This is a genomic window from Neobacillus citreus (assembly GCF_018343545.2).
Taxonomy (GTDB): domain Bacteria; phylum Bacillota; class Bacilli; order Bacillales; family Cytobacillaceae; genus Neobacillus; species Neobacillus citreus.
This window is the reverse complement of record NZ_JAGYPE020000054.1, coordinates 18,603-39,378: the sequence shown is the minus strand read 5'-3', so window position 1 is coordinate 39,378 and position 20,776 is coordinate 18,603. Positions and strand designations below refer to the sequence as shown.

At 41.2% G+C, this 20,776-nt stretch carries 23 protein-coding genes and 1 other annotated feature; all 23 genes read right to left on the bottom strand.

Annotation, left to right across the window (positions count from 1 at the left end):
* Positions 1-76 precede the first annotated feature (76 nt).
* Entirely contained in the window at positions 77-988 is a 912-nt protein-coding gene (locus KHB02_RS22790; RefSeq protein ID WP_213140823.1) for an RluA family pseudouridine synthase, read from the bottom strand.
* A complete protein-coding gene (gene lspA, locus KHB02_RS22785; protein WP_213140824.1) occupies positions 960-1,451 on the bottom strand; it encodes a signal peptidase II in 492 nt (163 codons plus the stop codon). The genes KHB02_RS22790 and lspA overlap by 29 nt, the downstream gene beginning before the upstream one ends.
* Positions 1,452-1,530: 79 nt before the next feature.
* Positions 1,531-1,824 (bottom strand): hypothetical protein, encoded by a 294-nt coding sequence (locus tag KHB02_RS22780; RefSeq protein WP_213140825.1) that lies wholly within the window; start codon positions 1,822-1,824, stop codon positions 1,531-1,533.
* Positions 1,825-2,043: 219 nt separating this feature from the next.
* The gene (gene ileS / locus KHB02_RS22775; RefSeq protein WP_213140826.1) at positions 2,044-4,815 is read right to left on the bottom strand and encodes an isoleucine--tRNA ligase; all 2,772 of its coding nucleotides are present in this window, start codon (positions 4,813-4,815) and stop codon (positions 2,044-2,046) included.
* A gap of 72 nt (positions 4,816-4,887) precedes the next feature.
* Positions 4,888-5,127 (bottom strand) — a binding site (T-box leader).
* A 48-nt stretch (positions 5,128-5,175) separates the two neighbouring features.
* Positions 5,176-5,691, bottom strand: a complete 516-nt coding sequence (locus tag KHB02_RS22770; RefSeq protein WP_213116399.1) for a DivIVA domain-containing protein — start codon at positions 5,689-5,691, stop codon at positions 5,176-5,178.
* Between the two features lie 81 nt (positions 5,692-5,772).
* Positions 5,773-6,546 carry a YlmH family RNA-binding protein gene (locus tag KHB02_RS22765; RefSeq protein WP_213140827.1) on the bottom strand — a complete coding sequence of 258 codons (774 nt, stop codon included), beginning with the start codon at positions 6,544-6,546 and terminating at the stop codon, positions 5,773-5,775.
* A gap of 28 nt (positions 6,547-6,574) precedes the next feature.
* Positions 6,575-6,838: a YggT family protein gene (locus KHB02_RS22760; RefSeq protein WP_213116401.1), complete on the bottom strand. Its 264-nt coding sequence runs from the start codon at positions 6,836-6,838 to the stop codon at positions 6,575-6,577.
* Positions 6,839-6,842: 4 nt separating this feature from the next.
* Positions 6,843-7,295 carry a cell division protein SepF gene (locus KHB02_RS22755; protein WP_213140828.1) on the bottom strand — a complete coding sequence of 151 codons (453 nt, stop codon included), beginning with the start codon at positions 7,293-7,295 and terminating at the stop codon, positions 6,843-6,845.
* Positions 7,296-7,305: 10 nt separating this feature from the next.
* A complete protein-coding gene (locus KHB02_RS22750; protein ID WP_213140829.1) occupies positions 7,306-7,983 on the bottom strand; it encodes a YggS family pyridoxal phosphate-dependent enzyme in 678 nt (225 codons plus the stop codon).
* A gap of 8 nt (positions 7,984-7,991) precedes the next feature.
* On the bottom strand, positions 7,992-8,810 hold the full coding sequence (gene pgeF, locus KHB02_RS22745; RefSeq protein WP_213140830.1) for a peptidoglycan editing factor PgeF: 819 nt from the start codon (positions 8,808-8,810) through the stop codon (positions 7,992-7,994).
* An 81-nt stretch (positions 8,811-8,891) separates the two neighbouring features.
* Positions 8,892-9,155: a YlmC/YmxH family sporulation protein gene (locus KHB02_RS22740; RefSeq protein WP_213116407.1), complete on the bottom strand. Its 264-nt coding sequence runs from the start codon at positions 9,153-9,155 to the stop codon at positions 8,892-8,894.
* A gap of 343 nt (positions 9,156-9,498) precedes the next feature.
* Positions 9,499-10,278: an RNA polymerase sporulation sigma factor SigG gene (sigG, locus tag KHB02_RS22735; RefSeq protein WP_149869517.1), complete on the bottom strand. Its 780-nt coding sequence runs from the start codon at positions 10,276-10,278 to the stop codon at positions 9,499-9,501.
* A 169-nt stretch (positions 10,279-10,447) separates the two neighbouring features.
* Positions 10,448-11,167, bottom strand: coding sequence for an RNA polymerase sporulation sigma factor SigE (gene sigE, locus KHB02_RS22730; protein WP_213116408.1), 720 nt, complete (start codon positions 11,165-11,167; stop codon positions 10,448-10,450).
* A 45-nt stretch (positions 11,168-11,212) separates the two neighbouring features.
* Positions 11,213-12,151: a sigma-E processing peptidase SpoIIGA gene (gene spoIIGA / locus KHB02_RS22725; RefSeq protein WP_213140831.1), complete on the bottom strand. Its 939-nt coding sequence runs from the start codon at positions 12,149-12,151 to the stop codon at positions 11,213-11,215.
* A 399-nt stretch (positions 12,152-12,550) separates the two neighbouring features.
* Positions 12,551-13,702 carry a cell division protein FtsZ gene (gene ftsZ, locus KHB02_RS22720; RefSeq protein ID WP_213140832.1) on the bottom strand — a complete coding sequence of 384 codons (1,152 nt, stop codon included), beginning with the start codon at positions 13,700-13,702 and terminating at the stop codon, positions 12,551-12,553.
* 41 nt (positions 13,703-13,743) lie between these two features.
* Entirely contained in the window at positions 13,744-15,039 is a 1,296-nt protein-coding gene (gene ftsA, locus KHB02_RS22715; RefSeq protein ID WP_213140833.1) for a cell division protein FtsA, read from the bottom strand.
* 121 nt (positions 15,040-15,160) lie between these two features.
* Positions 15,161-15,523 (bottom strand): small basic family protein, encoded by a 363-nt coding sequence (locus KHB02_RS22710; protein WP_213116413.1) that lies wholly within the window; start codon positions 15,521-15,523, stop codon positions 15,161-15,163.
* Entirely contained in the window at positions 15,523-16,254 is a 732-nt protein-coding gene (locus KHB02_RS22705; RefSeq protein ID WP_213141306.1) for a DUF881 domain-containing protein, read from the bottom strand. Before KHB02_RS22705 ends, KHB02_RS22710 begins: the two co-directional genes overlap by 1 nt.
* Positions 16,255-16,296: 42 nt before the next feature.
* On the bottom strand, positions 16,297-16,998 hold the full coding sequence (locus KHB02_RS22700) for a DUF881 domain-containing protein (protein ID WP_213141307.1): 702 nt from the start codon (positions 16,996-16,998) through the stop codon (positions 16,297-16,299).
* The gene (locus KHB02_RS22695; protein ID WP_213140834.1) at positions 16,982-17,773 is read right to left on the bottom strand and encodes a cell division protein FtsQ/DivIB; all 792 of its coding nucleotides are present in this window, start codon (positions 17,771-17,773) and stop codon (positions 16,982-16,984) included. Before KHB02_RS22695 ends, KHB02_RS22700 begins: the two co-directional genes overlap by 17 nt.
* Positions 17,774-18,024: 251 nt before the next feature.
* Entirely contained in the window at positions 18,025-18,933 is a 909-nt protein-coding gene (murB, locus tag KHB02_RS22690) for a UDP-N-acetylmuramate dehydrogenase (protein WP_213140835.1), read from the bottom strand.
* A gap of 80 nt (positions 18,934-19,013) precedes the next feature.
* Complete coding sequence (murG, locus tag KHB02_RS22685) at positions 19,014-20,105, bottom strand: undecaprenyldiphospho-muramoylpentapeptide beta-N-acetylglucosaminyltransferase (protein ID WP_213140836.1); 1,092 nt, start codon at positions 20,103-20,105, stop codon at positions 19,014-19,016.
* Between the two features lie 147 nt (positions 20,106-20,252).
* Positions 20,253-20,776 (bottom strand): FtsW/RodA/SpoVE family cell cycle protein (locus KHB02_RS22680; protein ID WP_241114028.1); only part of this gene is annotated, 524 nt, incomplete at its 5' end.

The window sequence follows — 20,776 nt, the reverse complement described above, 5'->3', positions numbered from 1 at the left end:
GTTCCTTCTCGGCCTCACGGGACCGACTTAAAGGCTTATTAAACTATAGTAAGCATACTTTAATTTATTTATCCTGTCAACGATTATTTCTTAACCGGTCCAGAAGTTCTTCAAAATCCTCCGGTAGCGGGGCTTCGAATTCTAGATACTCATTTGTTCTTGGATGTACGAAACCGAGCAAACCGGCATGCAATGCCTGGCCATTAAGATCGAGTGTCTTTCTTGGTCCATATTTCGGATCACCTGCAAGCGGATAACCGATATATTTCATATGGACACGAATCTGATGGGTCCGGCCTGTCTCCAATTGACATTCCACAAACGTGAAATCATTAAAACGCTCAAGGACACGAAAATGAGTAACAGCATGCTTGCCATTATCAACAACCGTCATGCTTTGCCGGTCTTTTTGGTCTCTCCCAAGCGGAGCATCGATGGTTCCATATTCGTGAGGGATCACTCCATGGACAATCGCCTTATACTTCCGAGTCACAGACTTTTCCACCAGTTGGTTGACAAGACTTTCGTGGGCCAAATCATTTTTCGCTACCATTAACAGCCCTGATGTATCTTTATCAATGCGATGCACAATCCCGGGTCTTAATACACCATTGATCCCGGATAAATCCTTACAATGGGCCATTAACCCATTAACAAGTGTCCCTGTAAGGTGCCCAGGTGCGGGATGGACCACCATACCTTTTGGCTTATTTACCACTAATACATCCTTATCTTCATAATAAATATCTAAATCCATTTCCTCCGGAACCACGTCCAATTCTTCCGGATCTGGAATGGTAATAACGATAGTATCATTTACACTGCATTTGTAATTTGTTTTTACATTTTTCCCATTCACAAGTACATTGCCTTCTTTTATCCAATCCTGTACCTGTGTTCTAGACCATTCTTCGTTCATACGTGAGATTACCTTATCAATCCGGTCTCCTTTTTGTTCCTCAAGAATGGTGTGTTCCATTTTCTCCATATGACTTCTCCTTTGACGCTCTCTCTTCAAGCAGCATTTGAATCATTAATAATCCAACACCAATCACTAATGCTGAATCGGCAATATTAAATACAGGGAAATTATAGCCAAAAATAAAGGTATGAATAAAATCAACAACCTCTTTCCGAACCACTCGGTCGATAAAATTCCCGATTGCACCTCCAAGCATGAAAGCTAGAGATACACCTAACAACCATTTTCCTTTGGCCGCTTTGTAAAGATAATACATAATCGCAATAATGACAATAACCGTAATGACATAAAAAAGCCACATCTGCCCTTGAAGGATTCCCCATGCGGCCCCGCGATTCCGGTGAGAAGTAATATATAAAAATTTATCAATGATGGGTATACTCTCACCGATATACATATTTTTTTCAATAAGCCATTTAGTAATTTGGTCGAGCACAATAACGAATAGGGCGATTAAGTAATAATACACTAAGAAATACCTCCAACTTAAGCTAGACTTGCTCCCCTAGTTTAGCATACTTAATCGCTATATCACAATGAAACAAAAATTACAGAGTGGGGAAGATCGGTTTCTTGCAATAGCCGCCAAGCAAGCTGGGATCATTAACTGTTCTAATGGTTGGAATCAAATTTAACAAGTCGAGGGGTAATAATTCGCCGGAAAGTTCACAATGTCCGAAATTTCCTTCTTCGATTTTTTTCAGCGCCAAATCAATGTCCGCCATTTCTTCCTCTAAAATAGTTGTAAACCAATTCTCTGTTTGTTTGTTCTTTAATGACCTTTCGATTTCTGTTTTTGTTTGACGGAGTTCTTGAAACAGCTTTTCCTGCATTGCATTCATAGTGTTAATACCTCCGTTATGTTATTTGTTTTATTATTACCGATCGTTTTCCATTGACCCGGATAATAATTTGACATCAGCAACAACAATTAACGGAGGTGGAAAATAAATGAAAACTCACCGATTGGCGAGTCCGATAGGACGGTTCATGAGGCGTAGTTGAATTTATACTTTTTTATTAGCAAAATGAAAGAGGCTGACAAGTCAGCCCCTTTCTATTTACGCTAAGTGTGAATAATTTTCTTTTACAACTTGGGCACAACGCGGGCAAAGAGTTGAATGCTCCGCATCTTGACCGACATCAGGCGTCACTACCCAGCAGCGTTCACAGGTTTCACCTTCTGCCTTTGTGACCACAATAGCAGCTGTATCTAATTTCAAGGCATCTTCAGGTGCCTCATCATAAGCACCAGCCACTTCAAAACCGGATACGATAAACAATTGTTTCAAGTTCTCTGAAACAGAATCGAGCAGCGCTTTTGTATTATCATTTACGTATAAGGTTACTTTCGCTGTTAATGACTTACCAATCACCTTTGCATTTCGTGCTTCTTCAAGTGCCTTTAAGACATCATCGCGAAGCTTCATGAATGCAGACCATTTCTCCTCTAACTCTTTAGCACCAGGAAGTTCCTGATATTCTGGAAGATCTGTCAACTGAACACTTTCCTCCTGAACCTTCGGAATATATTTCCATACCTCGTCTGCAGTGTGAGAAAGGATCGGCGAAACCAATTTGGTCAGAGCAAGCAATGATTCATATAAAACGGTTTGAATCGCCCGACGTTCTGGATGATCAACTGCTTCAATGTACAGAACATCCTTTGCAAAATCTAGGTAAAACGCGCTTAAATCAAGCGTACAGAAATTATTGACAGCATGGTAAATACCTGCATAATCGTAATTTTCATAAGAATTGCGAACACTCTTAATCAGCTTATTTAATTTAACCAGCATAAATTGATCTACTTCACGAAGGTTTTCGTAAGCAACCTTATTAACAGCCGGGTCAAAGTCCGCTAAATTCCCCAACAAGAAGCGGAATGTATTGCGGATTTTCCGATATACTTCAGCAACCTGCTTTAAAATTGCATCCGATACGCGGACATCTGATTGATAATCAACAGAAGCCACCCATAGGCGTAAAATATCTGCTCCCAATTGATTCATAACCTTCGCCGGAACGACGACATTACCTAATGATTTACTCATTTTTCGACCTTCACCATCAAGAGCAAATCCATGGCTTAATACTCCCTTATATGGAGCCTTGCCTGTGACAGCAACTGCAGTAGATAAAGAGGAGTTAAACCAGCCGCGGTATTGGTCAGAACCTTCAAGATATAGGTCGGCAGGGCGCACCAAGTCTTCTCTTTCAAGCAGTACCGCCTGATGGGAAGAACCGGAGTCGAACCAAACGTCCATAATGTCGGTTTCCTTCGTAAACTTGCCGTTCGGGCTGCCAGGATGCGTAAACCCTTCCGGAAGCAGGTCTTTTGCTTCGCGCTCAAACCAAATGTTTGAGCCATTGTCGCGGAATAAATTAGAAACGTGTTCGATTGTTTCGTCAGTAATGATTTCTTCACCATTTTCAGCGTAGAATACCGGAATTGGCACACCCCAGACGCGCTGGCGGGAAATACACCAATCGCCGCGGTCACGGACCATATTGAAAAGCCTTGTTTCGCCCCAAGCCGGCACCCATTTGGTTTCTTTCACAGCTTCGAGCAATTGCTCGCGGAAATCTTTAATGGACGCAAACCACTGTGCAGTTGCCCGGAAAATAACCGGCTTCTTTGTTCTCCAGTCATGTGGATAGGAGTGGGTAATAAATGTAAGCTTTAACAAAGCTCCTTTTTCCTCTAAGGCTTGGGAAATCGGTTTGTTGGCCTCGTCGTAAAATAACCCTTCAAATCCCGGTGCTTCATTTGTCATATTTCCTTTATCATCAACCGGACAAAGGACATCCAAGCCGTATTTTTGACCAACATGGAAGTCATCTTCCCCGTGACCAGGAGCAGTGTGAACGCAGCCAGTACCAGCATCCGTTGTCACATGCTCGCCTAACATGACAAGAGAATCACGGTCATAAAGTGGATGACGGGCTACAACATATTCCAGATCAGCCCCTTTTACCTTTTTAAGAACGGCTGCTTCTTCCCAGCCAATTTCATTCGTTACACTTTCCAATAAGCTTTCAGCGACAACATATTTTTTATCATTTACCGCTACAACCACATAAGTTAGCTCAGGATGAACCGAAATTCCCAAGTTGGCAGGAATGGTCCATGGGGTTGTTGTCCAGATGACGATTTCCGTATCCGTATCAAGAACTCCCTTGCCATCCTTCACCGGAAAACCAACATAAATGGACGGTGAACGTTTATCATTATATTCAATTTCTGCCTCAGCCAAAGCGGATTCACTTGACGGAGACCAATATACTGGCTTCAATCCCTTATAGATATAACCTTTTTTCGCCATTTCTCCGAAAACCTTAATTTGCTGGGCTTCGTATTCAGGCTTTAAAGTGATGTATGGATTCTCCCAATCACCGCGGACACCAAGACGTTTAAACTGGATTCGTTGATTGTCGATCTGCTCAAGCGCATATTCTGTACAAAGCTGGCGGAATTCAGCTACGGACATTTCTTTCCGTTTAACCCCTTTATTGGTTAAAGCCTGTTCAATCGGCAGACCGTGCGTATCCCAGCCCGGCACATATGGGGCATGATAGCCGCTCATTGACTTATAGCGGACAATAAAATCCTTTAAGATTTTATTTAGGGCGTGGCCCATATGGATGTCACCATTTGCATATGGAGGGCCATCATGCAAAACAAACATCGGACGCCCTTTAGTGCGCTCCTGTACTTTTTGGTAAATATTCATTTCTTCCCATTTTGCCTGCATATCCGGTTCTCTTTGCGGAAGATTACCGCGCATTGGGAAATCCGTTTGCGGCATTAATAACGTGTCTTTGTATTCCATTTTATTTCCTCCAATACCTTTCTATTGAACAGAATTGACATTCTTGCAAATAAAAAAACCCTCTCATCCCAAAAAAGGGACGAGAAGGTTTTATTCCCGCGGTACCACCCTGATTGATAGAACTGTCTTATTCTATCCTCTTGCGAATTCGTAACGTGAATACACGCCTTAGTCTACTGTTCTAAATTTAGAGGTTCGACCTCGGAACTCGAGGGTGATTTTCCAATCTTTCGGCTTTATCGGGCTTCCACCATCCCCGACTCGCTAATAAGCTTTTTTGAAAAATTGTACTGTCCCTGTCTTCGTCATTTTCATTCAATTAATCTGTTAAGAAATTATATGCTACTAAATAGCTGTTCGTCAAGCTAATGAATCCTCTTCTTCGTGGATTTTCAGCTCGGTAGCATCAAGTTCGTACTCTAAAAGGTGATCCCAATCGTCAGTATTCAGCATATCAAGCTGTGCCTCAATCAGCATTTTGAAACGGGTGCGGAAAATTTTCGACTGCTTCTTTAAATCTTCTATCTCCAGAGCAATCTTTCTCGCTTTAGATAGGGATTCGTTAACGATACGGTCTGCATTCTTTTCCGCTTCCTTGACGATTAGCTTCGCTTCCTTTTGCGCATTGCGTTTTACTTCTTCCCCTGCCTCCTGGGCAATCACAATCGATTTATTAAGTGTTTCTTCAATACTTGTAAAATGCCCTAAACGTTCCTGCAGGTCAGTTAAGCGCTCTTCCAATTCTTTTTTCTCTCTTAAGACAAGTTCGTAATCCTTGATTACCTGGTCAAGAAATTCGTTTACTTCATCCTCGTCATACCCTCTAAATCCTTTATTAAATTCTTTATTATGAATATCTAACGGCGTTAACGGCATGATGCCACCTCCAACAATCTGTGCAATATATGTAAATGTGAATATTCGACAAGTTTTTCGAAAATCCTGCAAGAAAATAAATTATTTTTGTCTTCCGACAGAAATTCGCCATTTTTCTTTCTTTGTTTTTCCGTCAATACTGGACAATCTTACCCTTCCATGGCCCCGGACCGACAGCATATCGCCAATTTCACAAACAAAGGCCGGGCTTTCAATCTGAGTCCAATTGACCTTAACTAGGCCTGCGGCAATATAGTTTTGCGATTTTTGCCTGGAAAGATTATAAACACCAGAAATAACAGTATCCAGCCTTAATGAAGATACTGTTAATTCATGTTCCTCCCATAATTCTTTAGGAGAAATTATGTTTTCGGGCGGCTTCTCGATTAAATGAACTGTTGCTTTACCGATTGATTCAAGATTACTGCTGATATAGCCGCCGATTTCCTTGGCTGCCAAGAACTGGATTTGCCCATCATCGACAAGAATATCGCCAAATTTCCCACGTTTTAGTCCCAACGACATCAATGTGCCTAAGACGTTGGGATGTTCAATTTTGACAAACTTCTTTGGATAGTCAATTTCAAACAAGCTGATTTGAAAATCCTCTTGAGCTGGGACTAGATATTCTGGGAAAAGAAGAGCCCTTTTTCGTTCTGCCCCTGTCCATCCTCCAAAGAGTTGATATTTTACATCACCATTTTCACCGATGATCGTTTTTAAGATATGCTGTTCTCTTGGGTCAAGAAAGTCCGTTAATTTCGGGGCATACTGAAGTTCGACAGTGTTTTTCCACTGCATGACCTGGTCAATATAATCCCGTTCTTCTGGACGAAAATGCTGATATATATTCATGCTCTAAAAACCAACCTATTTTTAATTATTATGAGAGCCAGACAGCTACATAGCTTAAGCCCCGTGTTGCAAAGTTGAGCACAAGAAATGCGACAATCGGAGAAATGTCAATCATGCCGATTGCGGGAATAATCCTTCTGAATGGTTCCAAATATGGCTCACAAATTCTTGCTAAGAATTGACCGATCGCAGATTCTTTAGCACCCGGAAACCAGGACATCAATATGTAAATAATTAATGCCCACGAGTAAGCCCAAATGAGTTTTTGTATTAAACCGATAACAAAAAACATCTCTTTACCACCTCGTATTCATATTTTCGTGGTCAGGGAGCAGTTCCGAAATATTCCCCGATACTTCCATATTATCCGGGGTGCACAAGAAAATATTGGCGCCAATTTTCTGGATTTCCCCACCGAGAGCATATACTACTCCTCCTAAGAAATGAACGATCTGCCGGCCTTCCTCTTGATCAATCCGCTGCAAATTCACCACCACCGGACGGCGGTTTTTTAGATGGTCGGCAATCTCGGTTGCCTCAGATTCGGAATGCGGTTCCGCCAAAATAAGCTTTGAGGGCTTTACTTGGACAGGTGGCTTTTGCACACTTTGCAGGCTGACTACATTATGACTTTTTAACGGCTGTTTTTTCTGCTTTATTGGTTCCTTCGGCTCACTATAATCTTCATTTTGCTCATCGTTGTCGTCGTCTAAAAAGAAAAATGTTTTTAGTTTAGATTTAATTGTCATATCAACTCTCCTAACCAGCTTCACCAACAAGCGCTGTACCTATTCTTACCATCGTAGCCCCTTCTTCGATGGCGATGACAAAATCATTAGACATCCCCATTGACAGCTCTGAACAAGGAGCATAGTCTAAGTGACAGGATTGAACTTGAGTACGAAGTTCTCTAAGTTTTTGAAAACAATCACGCAAGACTTCTTCATCGTCTGTGAGTGGGGCCATTGTCATTAAACCAGCAACAATAATATTTTCTAGGGAGCCGAGTGATTTAATAAAGTCGATCACTTCTTCAACCGCTAAACCGTGCTTTGAGTCCTCTTCTGCTACATTAACCTGTACCAAACACTTTACTTTTGAATTGGCACGTTTATTTATTTCTTGTGCCAAAGAAAGACGGTCAAGGGAATGAATGTACTCCACTTTATCGATAATATTCTTTACCTTTCGTGTTTGCAGGGTTCCAATAAAATGCCAAATTGGCTTGTCCTTAAGAACTTCCCATTTTTCAAGCATTCCTTCGTCCCGGTTTTCGCCAAGATGCTGAATGCCTGCATCAAGCGCTTCCTGCGCCCTTTGGGTACTGACGTATTTTGTAACGGCAATTATAGTTACTTCATCTGGTTTCCTGCCTGTCTTTTCGCACGCTTCATTTATTTGCTGTCTAATAAGTTCATACTTTGCTGCTACTCTCATAAGCGGTTCTAATTCTCCTTCCAGCCAATAAAGCTTAACATTCTTCCGGCTTTGCCGTGGCTCTTCCGGTGGGAAAAAAACAAATGGTTGTTACAGCTTGAGCAATAATCGGTTACGATTATATTCTCCATTGGTACTCCTGCCTTGACAAGAATCTGCTTATTCAATTCCCTTAGGTTTAATGAATATTGACCTTCACTAATTAAATTATAGGGTTTTCTATCGACATCTTCTAGTATATTTTCAACCAAGTTAACGACACGTTCATCCACAATATAACATTTTTCGCAGATTGATGGACCGATTGCGACAAAAACCTTCTCAGCTTTGATGCCTTCCTCTTCCCATTTTTTTATCATCTCACAGGCAATTTGTCCTACCGTCCCCTTCCATCCAGCATGCGCCGCCCCAATCATCCGATATTCGGGAGCAATAAAAAAAAGAGGGACACAGTCGGCAAAACAGAGCGTTAACAATACTCCCTCTTCACTAGTATAGAAGCCGTCCGTGCTCTTAAAAGACTGTTCGTAGGAAATAGACCCTCGCCCGCGATCTGCTTTTGTTATTTTTTGCAGGAAAATATCATGTGTTTGCTCAGCGCTAACCCATGAATCTAATGGAAAATCAAGTAGTTCGGAAACTTTCATTCTATTTGAGCAAACATCATTGAAAATATCACCAACATGAAAGCCGAGATTTAGGGCTTCAAAGCTGCCTTTACTTTGTCCCCCCAGCTTGGTTGTTATTCCGGCAACAAGGCCGGGGTTGCTATTCATCCAACCGTCGATGGTTAATAAAGATTCATTTTTTATAATAAATGGTTCCATTCCATTACCTCTGAACTTTTTTCTATAGTTTACCATGAAACCGGGCATTGGTCACCGAAGCAGTTTTATTTCATGCAAAGGCTACTCTTCTTCCGTTATTTTTTCATCGCTGATTTTATAGCGGACCAAGATGACATCCTGACCAATTTTGATAATGTTTTTCCACGGGATCACTATATCTTCGTCCTTCCCAAAAAAGCCAAGCACGCGCCCGTTTCCGGAAATGACAACCGCTTCTATTTTTCCTGTCGTTAAATTAATTTCTATATCTCCAACATTCCCTAGTCTTTTGCCATCTGAAACATTCACAACATCTTTTATCTGAAAGTCAGAAATTTTAACCATTAAACAACCACTCCCAATCTTACGATACTATAAAAAATATATGCCTGTATTTGCTAAATTAGAAAGGAAAAAAATTAAGCTGTCCTTATGATAGCCTTTTATGTCTCAATAGGTCTGTTGATTGGAGCGGAGGGCACTCGACTCCTGCGGGATAGAGAGGTCACTGGAGACCCCGCAGGCGCTTTCAGCGCCGAGGAGGCTCCTGGACCTCCCCGCGGAAAGCGAGTGCCCGGAGCGGAAATCAACAGGCCTATTAGCAGAAACAATCCATTAATTTAAACAAAAAAATTACCGAGAAAATATTCTTTCCCGGCAATATAATAAGCTGCCTTTAAAAGGCAGCTTAGCTTTGGATATTCTTATTCATTTGTCTGATTGCTGCTTTTTCTAAGCGGGATACTTGCGCTTGGGAGATGCCAATTTCGTCCGCAACTTCCATTTGTGTTTTCCCCTGAAAGAAACGCTTTCTCAAAATCAATTTTTCTCGTTCGTTTAATCTTCTCATTCCCTCTTTAAGGGCGATTTCTTCAATCCAATGGATATCTTTATTTTTCTCATCGCTTAGCTGGTCCATTACATAAATTGGATCCCCGCCATCATTATAAATCGGTTCAAAAAGTGATACCGGGTCTTGTATTGCATCTAGCGCAAAGACAATTTCCTCATGGGGTACTTCCAGGACCTTCGCGATTTCTTCAGCAGTCGGTTCCCGAGAGGTTTCACTCATCAGCCTCTCCCTTACCTGGAGTGCTTTGTAAGCAATATCCCTTAGAGAGCGAGATACTCGGATCGGATTATTGTCACGCAAATAGCGCCGGATTTCGCCAATAATCATCGGCACGGCATAGGTGGAAAACTTCACGTTTTGACCTAAATCAAAATTATCGATAGACTTCATCAGTCCGATACAGCCAACCTGAAACAGGTCATCAACAAACTCGCCCCGGTTATTAAACCGTTGGATGACACTTAATACGAGGCGTAAATTGCCGTTTACTAGCTTTTCTCTGGCGGTTATATCGCCCTCTTGCATTTGCTTGAAGAGTATTCTCATTTCTTCGTTTTTCAGTACAGGAAGTTTTGATGTATCTACACCGCAAATTTCTACTTTATTTCGAGTCAATTCTTTTCCCTCCTCGAGAGAGCTGCTGTACAAAAAACAGTATCTCCTTGAGGAGGAAAAATATGCACTTGATGAATGGAAGGAAAAGTCAGCTATTGTCGAAAAATGCATTAGAGGCAATATTTTTCAAAGCTTTTTTATGGAAAAAATTTTTTCTATTCTCTGTCTTTTAGACCATTTTATTAAATTCCTTGCGGAGCCTTTTAATAATTCTTTTTTCAAGTCTTGATATATAGGATTGGGAGATGCCAAGCATATCGGCAACATCCTTCTGTGTCTTTTCTTCCCCATTTGTCAGGCCGAACCTTAACTCCATGATTTGCTTTTCCCGGTCGCTCAGCTGATGCAATGCTTTGGTTAACAGTTTTCGGTCCACATTTGCTTCAAGATCCTTTGTAATGATGTCGTCATCCGTTCCCAAAACATCTGACAAAAGCAGCTCATTGCCGTCCCAATCAATATTAAGCGGCTCATCGAAGGAAACCTCTGACCTGATTTTATTATTGCGTCTAAGGTACATGAGAATTTCATTTTCGATACATCTTGAAGCGTATGTAGCCAGTTTAATTTTCTTTTCCGGGTTAAATGTATTAACGGCCTTAATTAAGCCAATTGTCCCAATGCTGATTAAGTCTTCAATGTTGATGCCGGTATTTTCAAACTTCCTGGCGATATAGACTACGAGTCTGAGATTTCGCTCGATTAATATCGATCTTGCCGCCTTATCGCCGCCAGGCAGTTTCTTTAATAACATTTCTTCTTCGTCTTTTGTTAAAGGAGGCGGCAGGGCTTCGCTTCCGCCAATATAATATATTTCATCTGTTTTTAGACCTAATTTCATTAATAGTTTATACCAATAATAGGATAAGCGAAGTCTCCATTTTTTCATGTGTATTCCTCCTTCTAAAATTTTGTTTTTCTGAGTATAGTAATATTAACTTACCTTCACTGTTTCCCCATTCTGCCTTGGCCCGGTTAGCATTTTTGGATGAACAATACACTGAAATACATCATCAGATGAAAGCTGCTGAAGTGTAAATGTTACCAGCCCCTTATCACACAAGTATTCGAAACCATTATGTTCAATCAATATCCTATCGGGTTTAACCGCAATGATGAGCTGAGAGGTTTGGCCTACTACCTGGTAAGGGATAATTCTCATTCTGCTCTGCCACTCTTCGGGGAACTCAGAATTGCCTAATACAAGTGCTTCAGGGTCCGCCGCCATTTTCTTAATTAGGTCCGACATGTTATCAAATTGATTCTTAATAGAAACAAACATGACAGGTAGCTTTGACAGAGGGTCATATAGCTGATTGCCGCTATCGACTAAGCCCTTCAAATATAAAGTTTGTTCCTCAATCACTACGGTTACAGTTACAATTTGATCGTATTGAATTTTTGTCATTTCTATGCTTTCAATATTTTTTCTTGAAAAGTGCCACGCAACAGGAAACCCGATAAGGACAAACAGCCAGCTAATCGGATCGCCAAATCCCAACACACTCGACTTTAGAACACCGACGGTAAGTTTTGGGTCATATTGGATAAAAAAATGAGCACCCATTAATGCGCCGCCAATTAAAAAAGTTGACACATATAACGTCATCAATGCCTTTATAAAAAAGGACAAACGCTTATACCCAAAGGCTATTAAGACCATCACAATCGAAAATAACAGTTTTGAAAGCGGGTGGCCGGAGATGGCATTTACTGGCGTAAAAGATAATAGAATGATCAGTGAACCAATGAATCCCCCGGCAAAGATTCTCCACAGCCGAATCCTTCTTTTGAGAATAATAGCCGTTAAAAAAAGGAGAAGACTATCAAATAGCAGGTTTAGAGCCCAAATCACATCCAAATAGACAATCAAAAAACGCTTCCTCCTTCTACAAGGCCCTTTCTATTATTCTGATTATGGAAAAGTATACCTTAGATGTATGTCTGAAGTGTGTCACTTTCTGTAATCAAAAAAACAGAAATTTTCCCTATTCTATTCGGATTTTGTCAGATGGATTCTTATTTTTAATAATGCAGTAAACCAGTTCGTTGATTTGCGCTCCAGGGGCTCGCTTTCCGCGGGCGGTTCGGGGAGCCTCCTCGGCGCTGAAGCGCCTGTGGGGTCTCCCCTGTCCCGTACTCCCGCAGGAGTCTTCGTGCCTTCCGCTGCCATCAACCAAGTGATCGTAATAGGGCTTCAACATTTCAAATAAAAAAAAGGTACAGCCCTTTATATTCAGGCCATACCTTCTTCATTTATCTTTATTAATTATTATCGTCTTCTGTTGCGGTTGCGCAGGAAGGTTGGGATGTCGAGTGTGTCTTCCTGGTAATTGTTATTATTGCGAGCTGGCTCTTGTTGTGGAGCCTGCTGTTGTGGTGCTTCTTCGCGTTTTGGCTCTCTCTTGACGCCGCCGACTGGAGGTTTAACTTGTCCAAAGGTTGGACGTGTTACCTTTGGCTGGATTACCTCTTCCTTAAAGCCTGTAGCAATTACTGTTACGATGATCTCATCTTTAAGGTTCTCGTTGATGACAGAACCGAAGATCATATTAACTTCTTGGTCGGAAGCAGAAGCAACGATGTCTGCAGCTTCTTGAACCTCATAAAGGCTTAAGTTCGTTCCGCCGGTTATGTTCATTAGGACCCCTTGAGCACCGTCAATGGAAGTTTCTAATAAAGGAGAACTGATGGCTTTCTTCGCCGCCTCTGCAGCACGGTTTTCACCTGCAGATACACCGATACCCATTAAAGCAGAACCTTTATTCGACATAATCGTTTTAACATCGGCAAAGTCCAGGTTAATAAGACCAGGCACGGCAATCAAATCGGAAATACCTTGAACACCTTGGCGAAGAACATTATCCGCTTCACGGAATGCTTCAAGCATTGGAGTGCTCTTGTCTACAATTTCAAGCAGGCGGTCATTTGGAATCACAATTAGTGTATCCACTGCCTCTTTCATTGAGCCGATTCCGCCGGAGGCTTGTGTAGCCCGCTTTTTGCCTTCAAACGTAAACGGACGGGTAACTACTCCTACTGTCAAAGCGCCTAAATCACGGGCAATTTGAGCAATTACAGGTGCAGCACCAGTACCAGTACCGCCGCCCATACCGGCTGTAACGAACACCATATCCGCACCGCGCAATGCTTCCTCAAGTTGCTCTTTGCTTTCTTCAGCGGCCTTTTTGCCCACGTCAGGGTTTGCCCCTGCCCCAAGACCACGGGTTAGCTTAGCGCCGATCTGCATTCTTACTTCTGCTTTTGAAAGATTTAACGCTTGTGCGTCTGTATTCACTGCAATAAATTCCACACCTTGCACACCATGCTCAATCATTCGGTTTACTGCATTATTACCGCCGCCGCCAACCCCGATTACCTTTATTGTGGCAAGAGAATCTAAATTTGTATCAAACTCTAACATGAAAAATCCTCCTAATTCTTCGATATCCTTTTCAATTTAGCTTATTCGAAAAAGTATCCAAGGAATTTTTTTACTCTTGAAGTCATTTTTTCTTCCGGATGCTTTTCTACTTTTGTTTTTGGCTGCTGCTGCTTCGGGGCCCTCTTTTCGACTGGCTCTGAAACTGCGGATTGCGGGCTCGCCACGCTCCCTGGTAATCTAGCATTCTTGTAAGCATACTTTATCAAGCCAACCGCTGTTGTATATTGAGGCTCTCTTACACCTATATAATCGGGACGGGCAATGCGGACGGGATTTTTAAACATATCCTGAGCAAGTTCCAGTAACCCCTGCATATTGGCTGTTCCGCCCGTTAACACGAAACCGCCTGGCAGGTCGGACACGCCCATGCGTTTTAATTCCTTTGCTATAAGCTCAAAAATCTCTTCCATTCTGGCTTCAATAATCTCTGATACATAAAGCTGATTAAATTGTTGATGCTGGTCGCTTCCGATAATCGGTACACTGAAAAATTCATCTTCAGATGCATGATCATAGAATGCATGTCCATATTTTAATTTTATATTTTCTGCATCCTCCGTGGATGTGTGCAGCACTTTAGATAGATCATTCGTGAGCAAATCCCCACCTACAGGAATGACACTTGTAGCTTTTAAATAGCCTTCCTCATAAACCGCAATTGTAGTCGAGCCGCCGCCCATATCAATCATGGCGACGCCAAGATTTTTTTCATCCTTTGATAAAGCGTAATCTCCCGCTGCCAAAGGCTGAAGAATAATATCTGAAAATTGAAGTCCGGCGCGCTCAACGCAGCGAATGATATTTGCCAGAACTGAATTTGATCCGGTCACAAGTGTTCCATCCATCTCAAGGCGGACACCTATCATCCCGCGAGGGTCATTGATTTCATCTTTTCCATCCAAAATAAATTGCCTTTGGATAACCCCCATATTCACTCTCTCAGGTGGTATGGAACCAGCATAGGATGCTTCAATAACACGTGCAACGTCATCGTTCGTAATTTCCCGGTTTTGACCAGAGACTGCTACAATTCCGTGGCAAGGCTGCATCATGATATTGTGTCCCGGTATACCGACAACAACCTCATGAATTTCCATTCCAATCATTCTTTCCGCTTGTTCAATCGCCCTTTTAATAGAATGAACGGTGTCGTCCATGTCGACGATTGAGCCTTTGCGCAAGCCTTCAGAATTTACGTTGCCAACTCCAATTATATTTAACGAGCCTTTTCCTGAGTCATTGACCATTTCACCAATGATTACTTTTACACTGGATGTACCGATGTCAAGACTTACGTATATTTCATTGCTGTTCATTCTCTGGCACCTCCTTTAATTTCCCTTTTATTGAACAACAATTTATTTGTTCAAATGAATTATTCATAGTCATATCTTATAAAAATATTCGTCAAAACTAAATGATTCCCTTTAAAAATTTTCAACTTTTTTCTAATTTTTCTTTCTTTGTTGACCATTTCGTTAACAAAATTCGACGAATTACAGCAATATTTTGAAAAAGCCTTACGCCAAACGCAAAAACCGCTGCTAAATACAAGTCTACACCAAGATGAACACCGAGAAAAGCTAAACTTGCAGCAAGTATTATATTAAAAAAGAATCCAGAAACAAAGACCTTTTCATCATAAATATTTTGCAAATAGGCACGGATTCCTCCGAATAATGTGTCGAGTGCAGCTAAGACAGCAATCGACAAATAATTGGAATATTCTTCAGGAATCCGAATTTCTGTCAGCAAGCCTAGAATAATTCCAATTATTAATCCCATGACCGGAAGCCACATTAGGAACCGCTCCCCTCTTTAACCGGCTCCATATACCGGATGCGAATTGGATTCTGATAAGCTGGGACTGTTATTTCCGGATTTGGTGCATTGACATCGAGCCTTAAGTTCTCCGTAAAAAATTCGTCTCTCGCTTTGGAAACTTTCATTCGGTTATATAATTTTTCAGCCGTACTAAGATCATTGACGACTACTTTTACCTCGATTGGCAGTTCCTTTATGGTATGGCCATCAATTTTGGTTTCGGTATTGATATCCCGGATAACAGTCGTATTAATAACCCTTTGGCCATCAATCGAAACATATTTGGCTTCATACATGTTTAACTCATTTAACAGTCTTTTCAAGAGTTCCGGTGAAACAACATTCTTTGTCGTTTCCCCAAGTTGAATATTTTCCATGACAGGTTCAATCATTAAAGTAATTCCCGGGCCAGTTACTTCTGTTAAGCCCGCGTCTGTCTTTAATTCATTTAGGGTGTCACGCAGAGCCTTTTCTTTGCTTTGCTCTCTTTTAGATTTATAGGCTGATAGTTTTTCCTCATTTGATCGAATTTCATTCAATAAATTAGATTGCAGCTCCTTTTCCTTTAACAAGGCTTCTCTAAGCTGCCAAATATCCCTTGTATCCCTGTCCTCAGGCTTTTTTACCGTTTGAAATTGGACTGCAATCATAAAACCAATTATCGCCGCAATCAGCGTAAAGTTTATTTTCATTTTCCGTTTGTCCACTTTTTCCACCCAGCCTTCTCATATATACTCGTGGACACATTATTAACCGCCAAGAATAGGGTTTAAAGCAATTTCACTTTCTTTTTCTAATGTGAAAATAATATTATCGTTAACCAGCTGATCCTTCACCCCGCCGACTAAGTTAATAGATGAAGCAAGGACCTCAGGGTCTCCGATAGCTGTGATGACAAAAGGGGCTGGATGCTGCACTCCATCAACCGTTATGACAGGACCCTCACAGTTAATATAAGAATGGCTCGTTAACCTTTGGCCATTTATCGCAACCGCAGCCGCTCCCGATATGTAAAGCTCATTGATCACCTTGAAAACATGATGTTCATGAACCAAATAACTGTTTATATTCTGTTCTTTCGGATTGTAAGCCCCATCAGTCAGAGTAATTTTTACTCCCTTTCCAGTAACCTTTACCTTACCTAAAAACATTCTGTATTTTTCTGCATCCTCGGCAAGGTTGGTAAATACCTGTGCTTCCTTTGCTAGGTTTTTTTCGTTTTCTGTGACACTGGCCTGTTTTTGTCGCAGTTCCTTTTGCAGTTTTCGATTCTCCTCTTCCTGCGAAATTAACTGGTTTCGTAAGGCTAAGGTTGTTTTATATTGGTTATCAGAAAGGCTTGTCCTTTCCGATTCATGTTCCAATTGGGTTAAATGATAGGAGAATGCCATGATGAACCCCAAAACTAAACAGACAAGGGATAAGACGAGATGATTACCCTTCACCTTCATGATTTTCAACTTTATTTTCCTCCACTTCCGTATCAAAAGCCTTAAAATATGAACCTACCTCTAAATCAATAATGCCCTTTTTATTTGGGTCTAACTGGCTGATTATGGAAGGGTAGTGGACCATCTTTTCAGCAAAGCTTCTAAGTGTGGCACTTACCTCAAAACCATCATTCATAAAAAGAGTAATATGATATTTGTCGGTTTTTTTCGGAGTGTAATGAATTTCAGAAATGGAGTTCACAATTCCAACCGGAAGATTTTTTAACCCTTCAACCATTTCATCGAGGACTGGTCCTTCTTCGAATTTAACTAGAATCGGAGAATTGCTGGGAATCATATCAGTTTTTTTATTGGTTAGGATTTTTCCGTTCTCCATCACCGGAAGGTAGGCATTGTCTTGGTATAGGTAAGCCATCCTTTTATGTTCTTTTACTTGGATTATGATTGAATTCGGCCATACAACCTTCACTTCTGCACTATTAATCTCAGATAGCCGTTTCAGGTTGGCGGCTACTGTATCCTTTCTGACTTCCCAAATGTTCGTGCTGTTCGTTAGGCCGCTTGTTTTGATGATTTCGGCTTGGGAATATACCTCATTTCCTTTTATGGTAATCTTTTTTATATGGGCTAACGGTGATTGTGTATAAGCAACAGCTGCTATCATCGTAAAAAACAAAAACAATAAAAGCACAAGCCTTTTGTTTGCTTTTTTCCGCCTTTGTTCTTTTAATTTAGGAATTCGATCCTCTAGAGCAACTATTTTTCCATTTTCCATTTATAATTCCTCCACCATAAAAAGTGGTTTCCCTTTATTATTGTCCTGCTTGTCCAAAACATTGGAAGACGCTTCTAAGAAAGTGAAACAACGGCACGAAAAGTCATGCCGTCATTCATTTTCTACCGCATTTCCCCTATAATATTACCAGTAATTATATCACAATATTTGTCATTCGTAAGACATTTCTTGCTCAAAATAAGGGTAAAATTTTGGAACTAATGTCAGGAAAATACCACAGGCGGCCTTGCTTATTTTCTCCCGATGATTTCAACTTCTGTTTCCATTTTTATTTGATATAAATGGTAAATCGTATCTTTAACATGTTGAATTAAGGCAAGCACATCCCCTGCCGTGGCATTGCCGGCATTGACAATAAAATTCCCATGCATTTCGGAAATCTTTGCACCGCCAATACTAAAGCCCTTAAGGCCTGCTACTTCAATTAATTTTCCGGCGTAATTAGGCAGCGGGTTCCGAAAAATACTGCCTGCACACGGAAAATTCCAAGGCTGAGTTTCCTTCCTGTAATCTTTGTTTTTTTGCATCTGGGCTACTATCGAGTTCTTTTCTCCTGCCTCGAGTAGAAATACAGCTTCGACGACAATACCCGGACGTTTATTCTGCAGAATGGAGGTCCGATAAGAAAACTCTAGCTCCTCATTAGAAAGCCACTCCATTGAACCATCCAAAAATAGGATATGGGCTTTTGTAAGAACCTTGCTGATGTCAGACCCGTGCGCTCCAGCGTTCATGTACACGGCCCCGCCTACAGAACCGGGAATTCCGCTAGCAAATTCCAGACCGGATAGACCTTTTTTGCTAATTAGGGTAGATAGACTAACAAGTGAATGTCCACCGCCAACAGTTATTTCAGTTTCATTAATCTCAAGCGAATCGATGCCATTGCCCAGTTTAAGGACAACTCCCTCAATTCCTTTATCTGACACTAAAAGGTTGGAGCCTCTGCCGATAGCCCGCCAATTTAAGTGATGGTTTCTAATAACTTCCATTACCTTTTGCAAATTTTCAACAGAAGAAGGTTCAATAAATATATCAGCGGGACCGCCGATTTTAATTGTGGTGTGATGGGCAAGAGGTTCATTTATCTTCAATTTTCCGATATTTAATTCTTGCAATTCTTTTACAGCTTCAACCAATTTATACCACCTAGCTTTCCTAACTTACATATCGTTTTAGTTTATGCCAAAAAAATAATTTGGGCTACTAATGATTACCATTATTTCATCAGATTCCTCATCACTTTGTAAAGTCTAACGGCTGAATCCGGAACACCCATTTCCCTGGATTTTTGTTTCATTTCCTTCAGGATATCTTTATTTAGCAAAATTCGATCTATTTCCTTAACAAGGGCCACGCTGGTTAAATCCTTTTCCAGTAATACTTGTGCAGCTCCATGACTGCTAAGTGACCTGGCATTTTTTTCTTGATGATTATTCGTTACGTACGGACTTGGGATTAAAATACTAGGTATTCCAAGCGAAGTGAGCTCTGCCAATGTGGTAGCCCCTGCTCTTGCTACCACTAAATCAGTCCCTGCCAAAACTTCGGGCATATTATGAATAAAAGGTTTGATGACGACATTTTTGGGGTTTCCAATCAATTCAGCTTCTTTTTTAACATCTTCAAAATGCACTTCACCGGTTACATAAAGCACCTGATATGGTTTACCTGCAAACTCAGGGATCGCCTTAATAACCGCCTCGTTTATAGGCCTCGCCCCTCTCGACCCGCCAACTATTAGGACACAAGGCTCAGTTGTGCTCAAACCCGCAGAAAGCCGCCCCTTAATGCCATCCGTACCAATAACCTCAGATGCGCGGGGATTACCTGTAAAGACTACTTTGTCTTTAGGGAAGAACTCCTTCGCTTCATCAAAACAAATGGCAATTTTGCTGACGTAACGGCTCAAGAACTTGTTTGTTAAGCCGGGAACACTATTTTGCTCATGGATAATTGCAGGGATTTGCATCTTGGCAGCAGCATAGACAACCGGTCCGCAAACATATCCGCCTGTCCCAATCACTATGTCCGGTTTAAATTCTTTTAATATTTTTTTACTGTCTCTTACTCCTTTAAGAAACCGCCAAATCGTTTTCACATTTTCAAAGGATAGCTTTCTCTTAAAGCCTGTAATGTGGATAGACTTAAAAGAGATATTTTCCCTGGGAACAAGTTTACTCTCCAAACCATTATTTGTACCTATGTATAGAAATTCGGCTTGATTATTTTCCTTTTGGATTTCTCGAATAAGTGCAAGTGCAGGGTATATATGACCTCCTGTACCGCCGCCGCTTACCGCTATTTTCAAATTTCTCACCTCGTAAAAGTCAGCTAAACACATTCTACTATAAAAATTATATGAAAAAAGCTATCGAAAAAAGAATGTTATCTATTTGTAATGAAAAAAGAAAATTAGAAACAAACAAAAAGACCCTGTCAACCAACAGGGTACTCTTTAATATCTTGAATAGCGGCTTATATTCAGGAGCACACCGATTGCCATTAGCATAAGTGTCAAGGAAGATCCTCCATAGCTTAGGAATGGCAGGGTAATCCCCGTAACCGGCATCAGTCCTGTAACAACACCTATATTAATCATAACCTGAATCGCAACCATTGCGATTATTCCGACGGCTAGAAAACTTCCATATAAGTCAGGTGCTCCTAAGGCAATACGGATCCCGCGCCATAATAAAAGCGCAAATAAAAGAATAACGAATGAGCCGCCAATAAAGCCCAGTTCCTCCGAGAGAATCGCGAAAATAAAATCGGTTTGCGGTTCTGGCAGGTAGAAAAACTTTTGCCGGCTTTCACCAAGACCAAGTCCGAACAAACCGCCAGGGCCTATGGCATAAAGCGATTGAATAATTTGAAATCCGCTTCCCAAGGGGTCGGACCACGGATCTAGAAACGACGTGATCCTTTTAATCCGATAGGGAGCAGAGGCAATTAAGCCGACAAATCCGGCTACTCCCATGA

What these genes read in the sequence shown, in the direction of transcription:
- KHB02_RS22700 (WP_213141307.1), bottom strand. Translation starts at nt 16,998, where the DNA reads ATGAAGGTGAAGGGTAATCATCTCGTCTTATCCCTTGTCTGTTTAGTT.
- KHB02_RS22695 (WP_213140834.1), bottom strand. Translation starts at nt 17,773, where the DNA reads ATGGAAAATGGAAAAATAGTTGCTCTAGAGGATCGAATTCCTAAATTA.
- KHB02_RS22750 (WP_213140829.1), bottom strand. Translation starts at nt 7,983, where the DNA reads ATGAGAGTAGCAGCAAAGTATGAACTTATTAGACAGCAAATAAATGAA.
- ftsZ (WP_213140832.1), bottom strand. Translation starts at nt 13,702, where the DNA reads ATGTTAGAGTTTGATACAAATTTAGATTCTCTTGCCACAATAAAGGTA.
- ftsA (WP_213140833.1), bottom strand. Translation starts at nt 15,039, where the DNA reads ATGAACAGCAATGAAATATACGTAAGTCTTGACATCGGTACATCCAGT.
- ileS (WP_213140826.1), bottom strand. Translation starts at nt 4,815, where the DNA reads ATGGAATACAAAGACACGTTATTAATGCCGCAAACGGATTTCCCAATG.
- KHB02_RS22765 (WP_213140827.1), bottom strand. Translation starts at nt 6,546, where the DNA reads ATGAATATATATCAGCATTTTCGTCCAGAAGAACGGGATTATATTGAC.
- KHB02_RS22790 (WP_213140823.1), bottom strand. Translation starts at nt 988, where the DNA reads ATGGAGAAAATGGAACACACCATTCTTGAGGAACAAAAAGGAGACCGG.
- sigE (WP_213116408.1), bottom strand. Translation starts at nt 11,167, where the DNA reads ATGAAAAAATGGAGACTTCGCTTATCCTATTATTGGTATAAACTATTA.
- KHB02_RS22740 (WP_213116407.1), bottom strand. Translation starts at nt 9,155, where the DNA reads ATGGTTAAAATTTCTGACTTTCAGATAAAAGATGTTGTGAATGTTTCA.
- KHB02_RS22760 (WP_213116401.1), bottom strand. Translation starts at nt 6,838, where the DNA reads ATGTTTTTTGTTATCGGTTTAATACAAAAACTCATTTGGGCTTACTCG.
- KHB02_RS22710 (WP_213116413.1), bottom strand. Translation starts at nt 15,523, where the DNA reads ATGTGGCTTCCGGTCATGGGATTAATAATTGGAATTATTCTAGGCTTG.
- KHB02_RS22780 (WP_213140825.1), bottom strand. Translation starts at nt 1,824, where the DNA reads ATGAATGCAATGCAGGAAAAGCTGTTTCAAGAACTCCGTCAAACAAAA.
- pgeF (WP_213140830.1), bottom strand. Translation starts at nt 8,810, where the DNA reads ATGGAACCATTTATTATAAAAAATGAATCTTTATTAACCATCGACGGT.
- KHB02_RS22770 (WP_213116399.1), bottom strand. Translation starts at nt 5,691, where the DNA reads ATGCCGTTAACGCCGTTAGATATTCATAATAAAGAATTTAATAAAGGA.
- KHB02_RS22755 (WP_213140828.1), bottom strand. Translation starts at nt 7,295, where the DNA reads ATGACAATTAAATCTAAACTAAAAACATTTTTCTTTTTAGACGACGAC.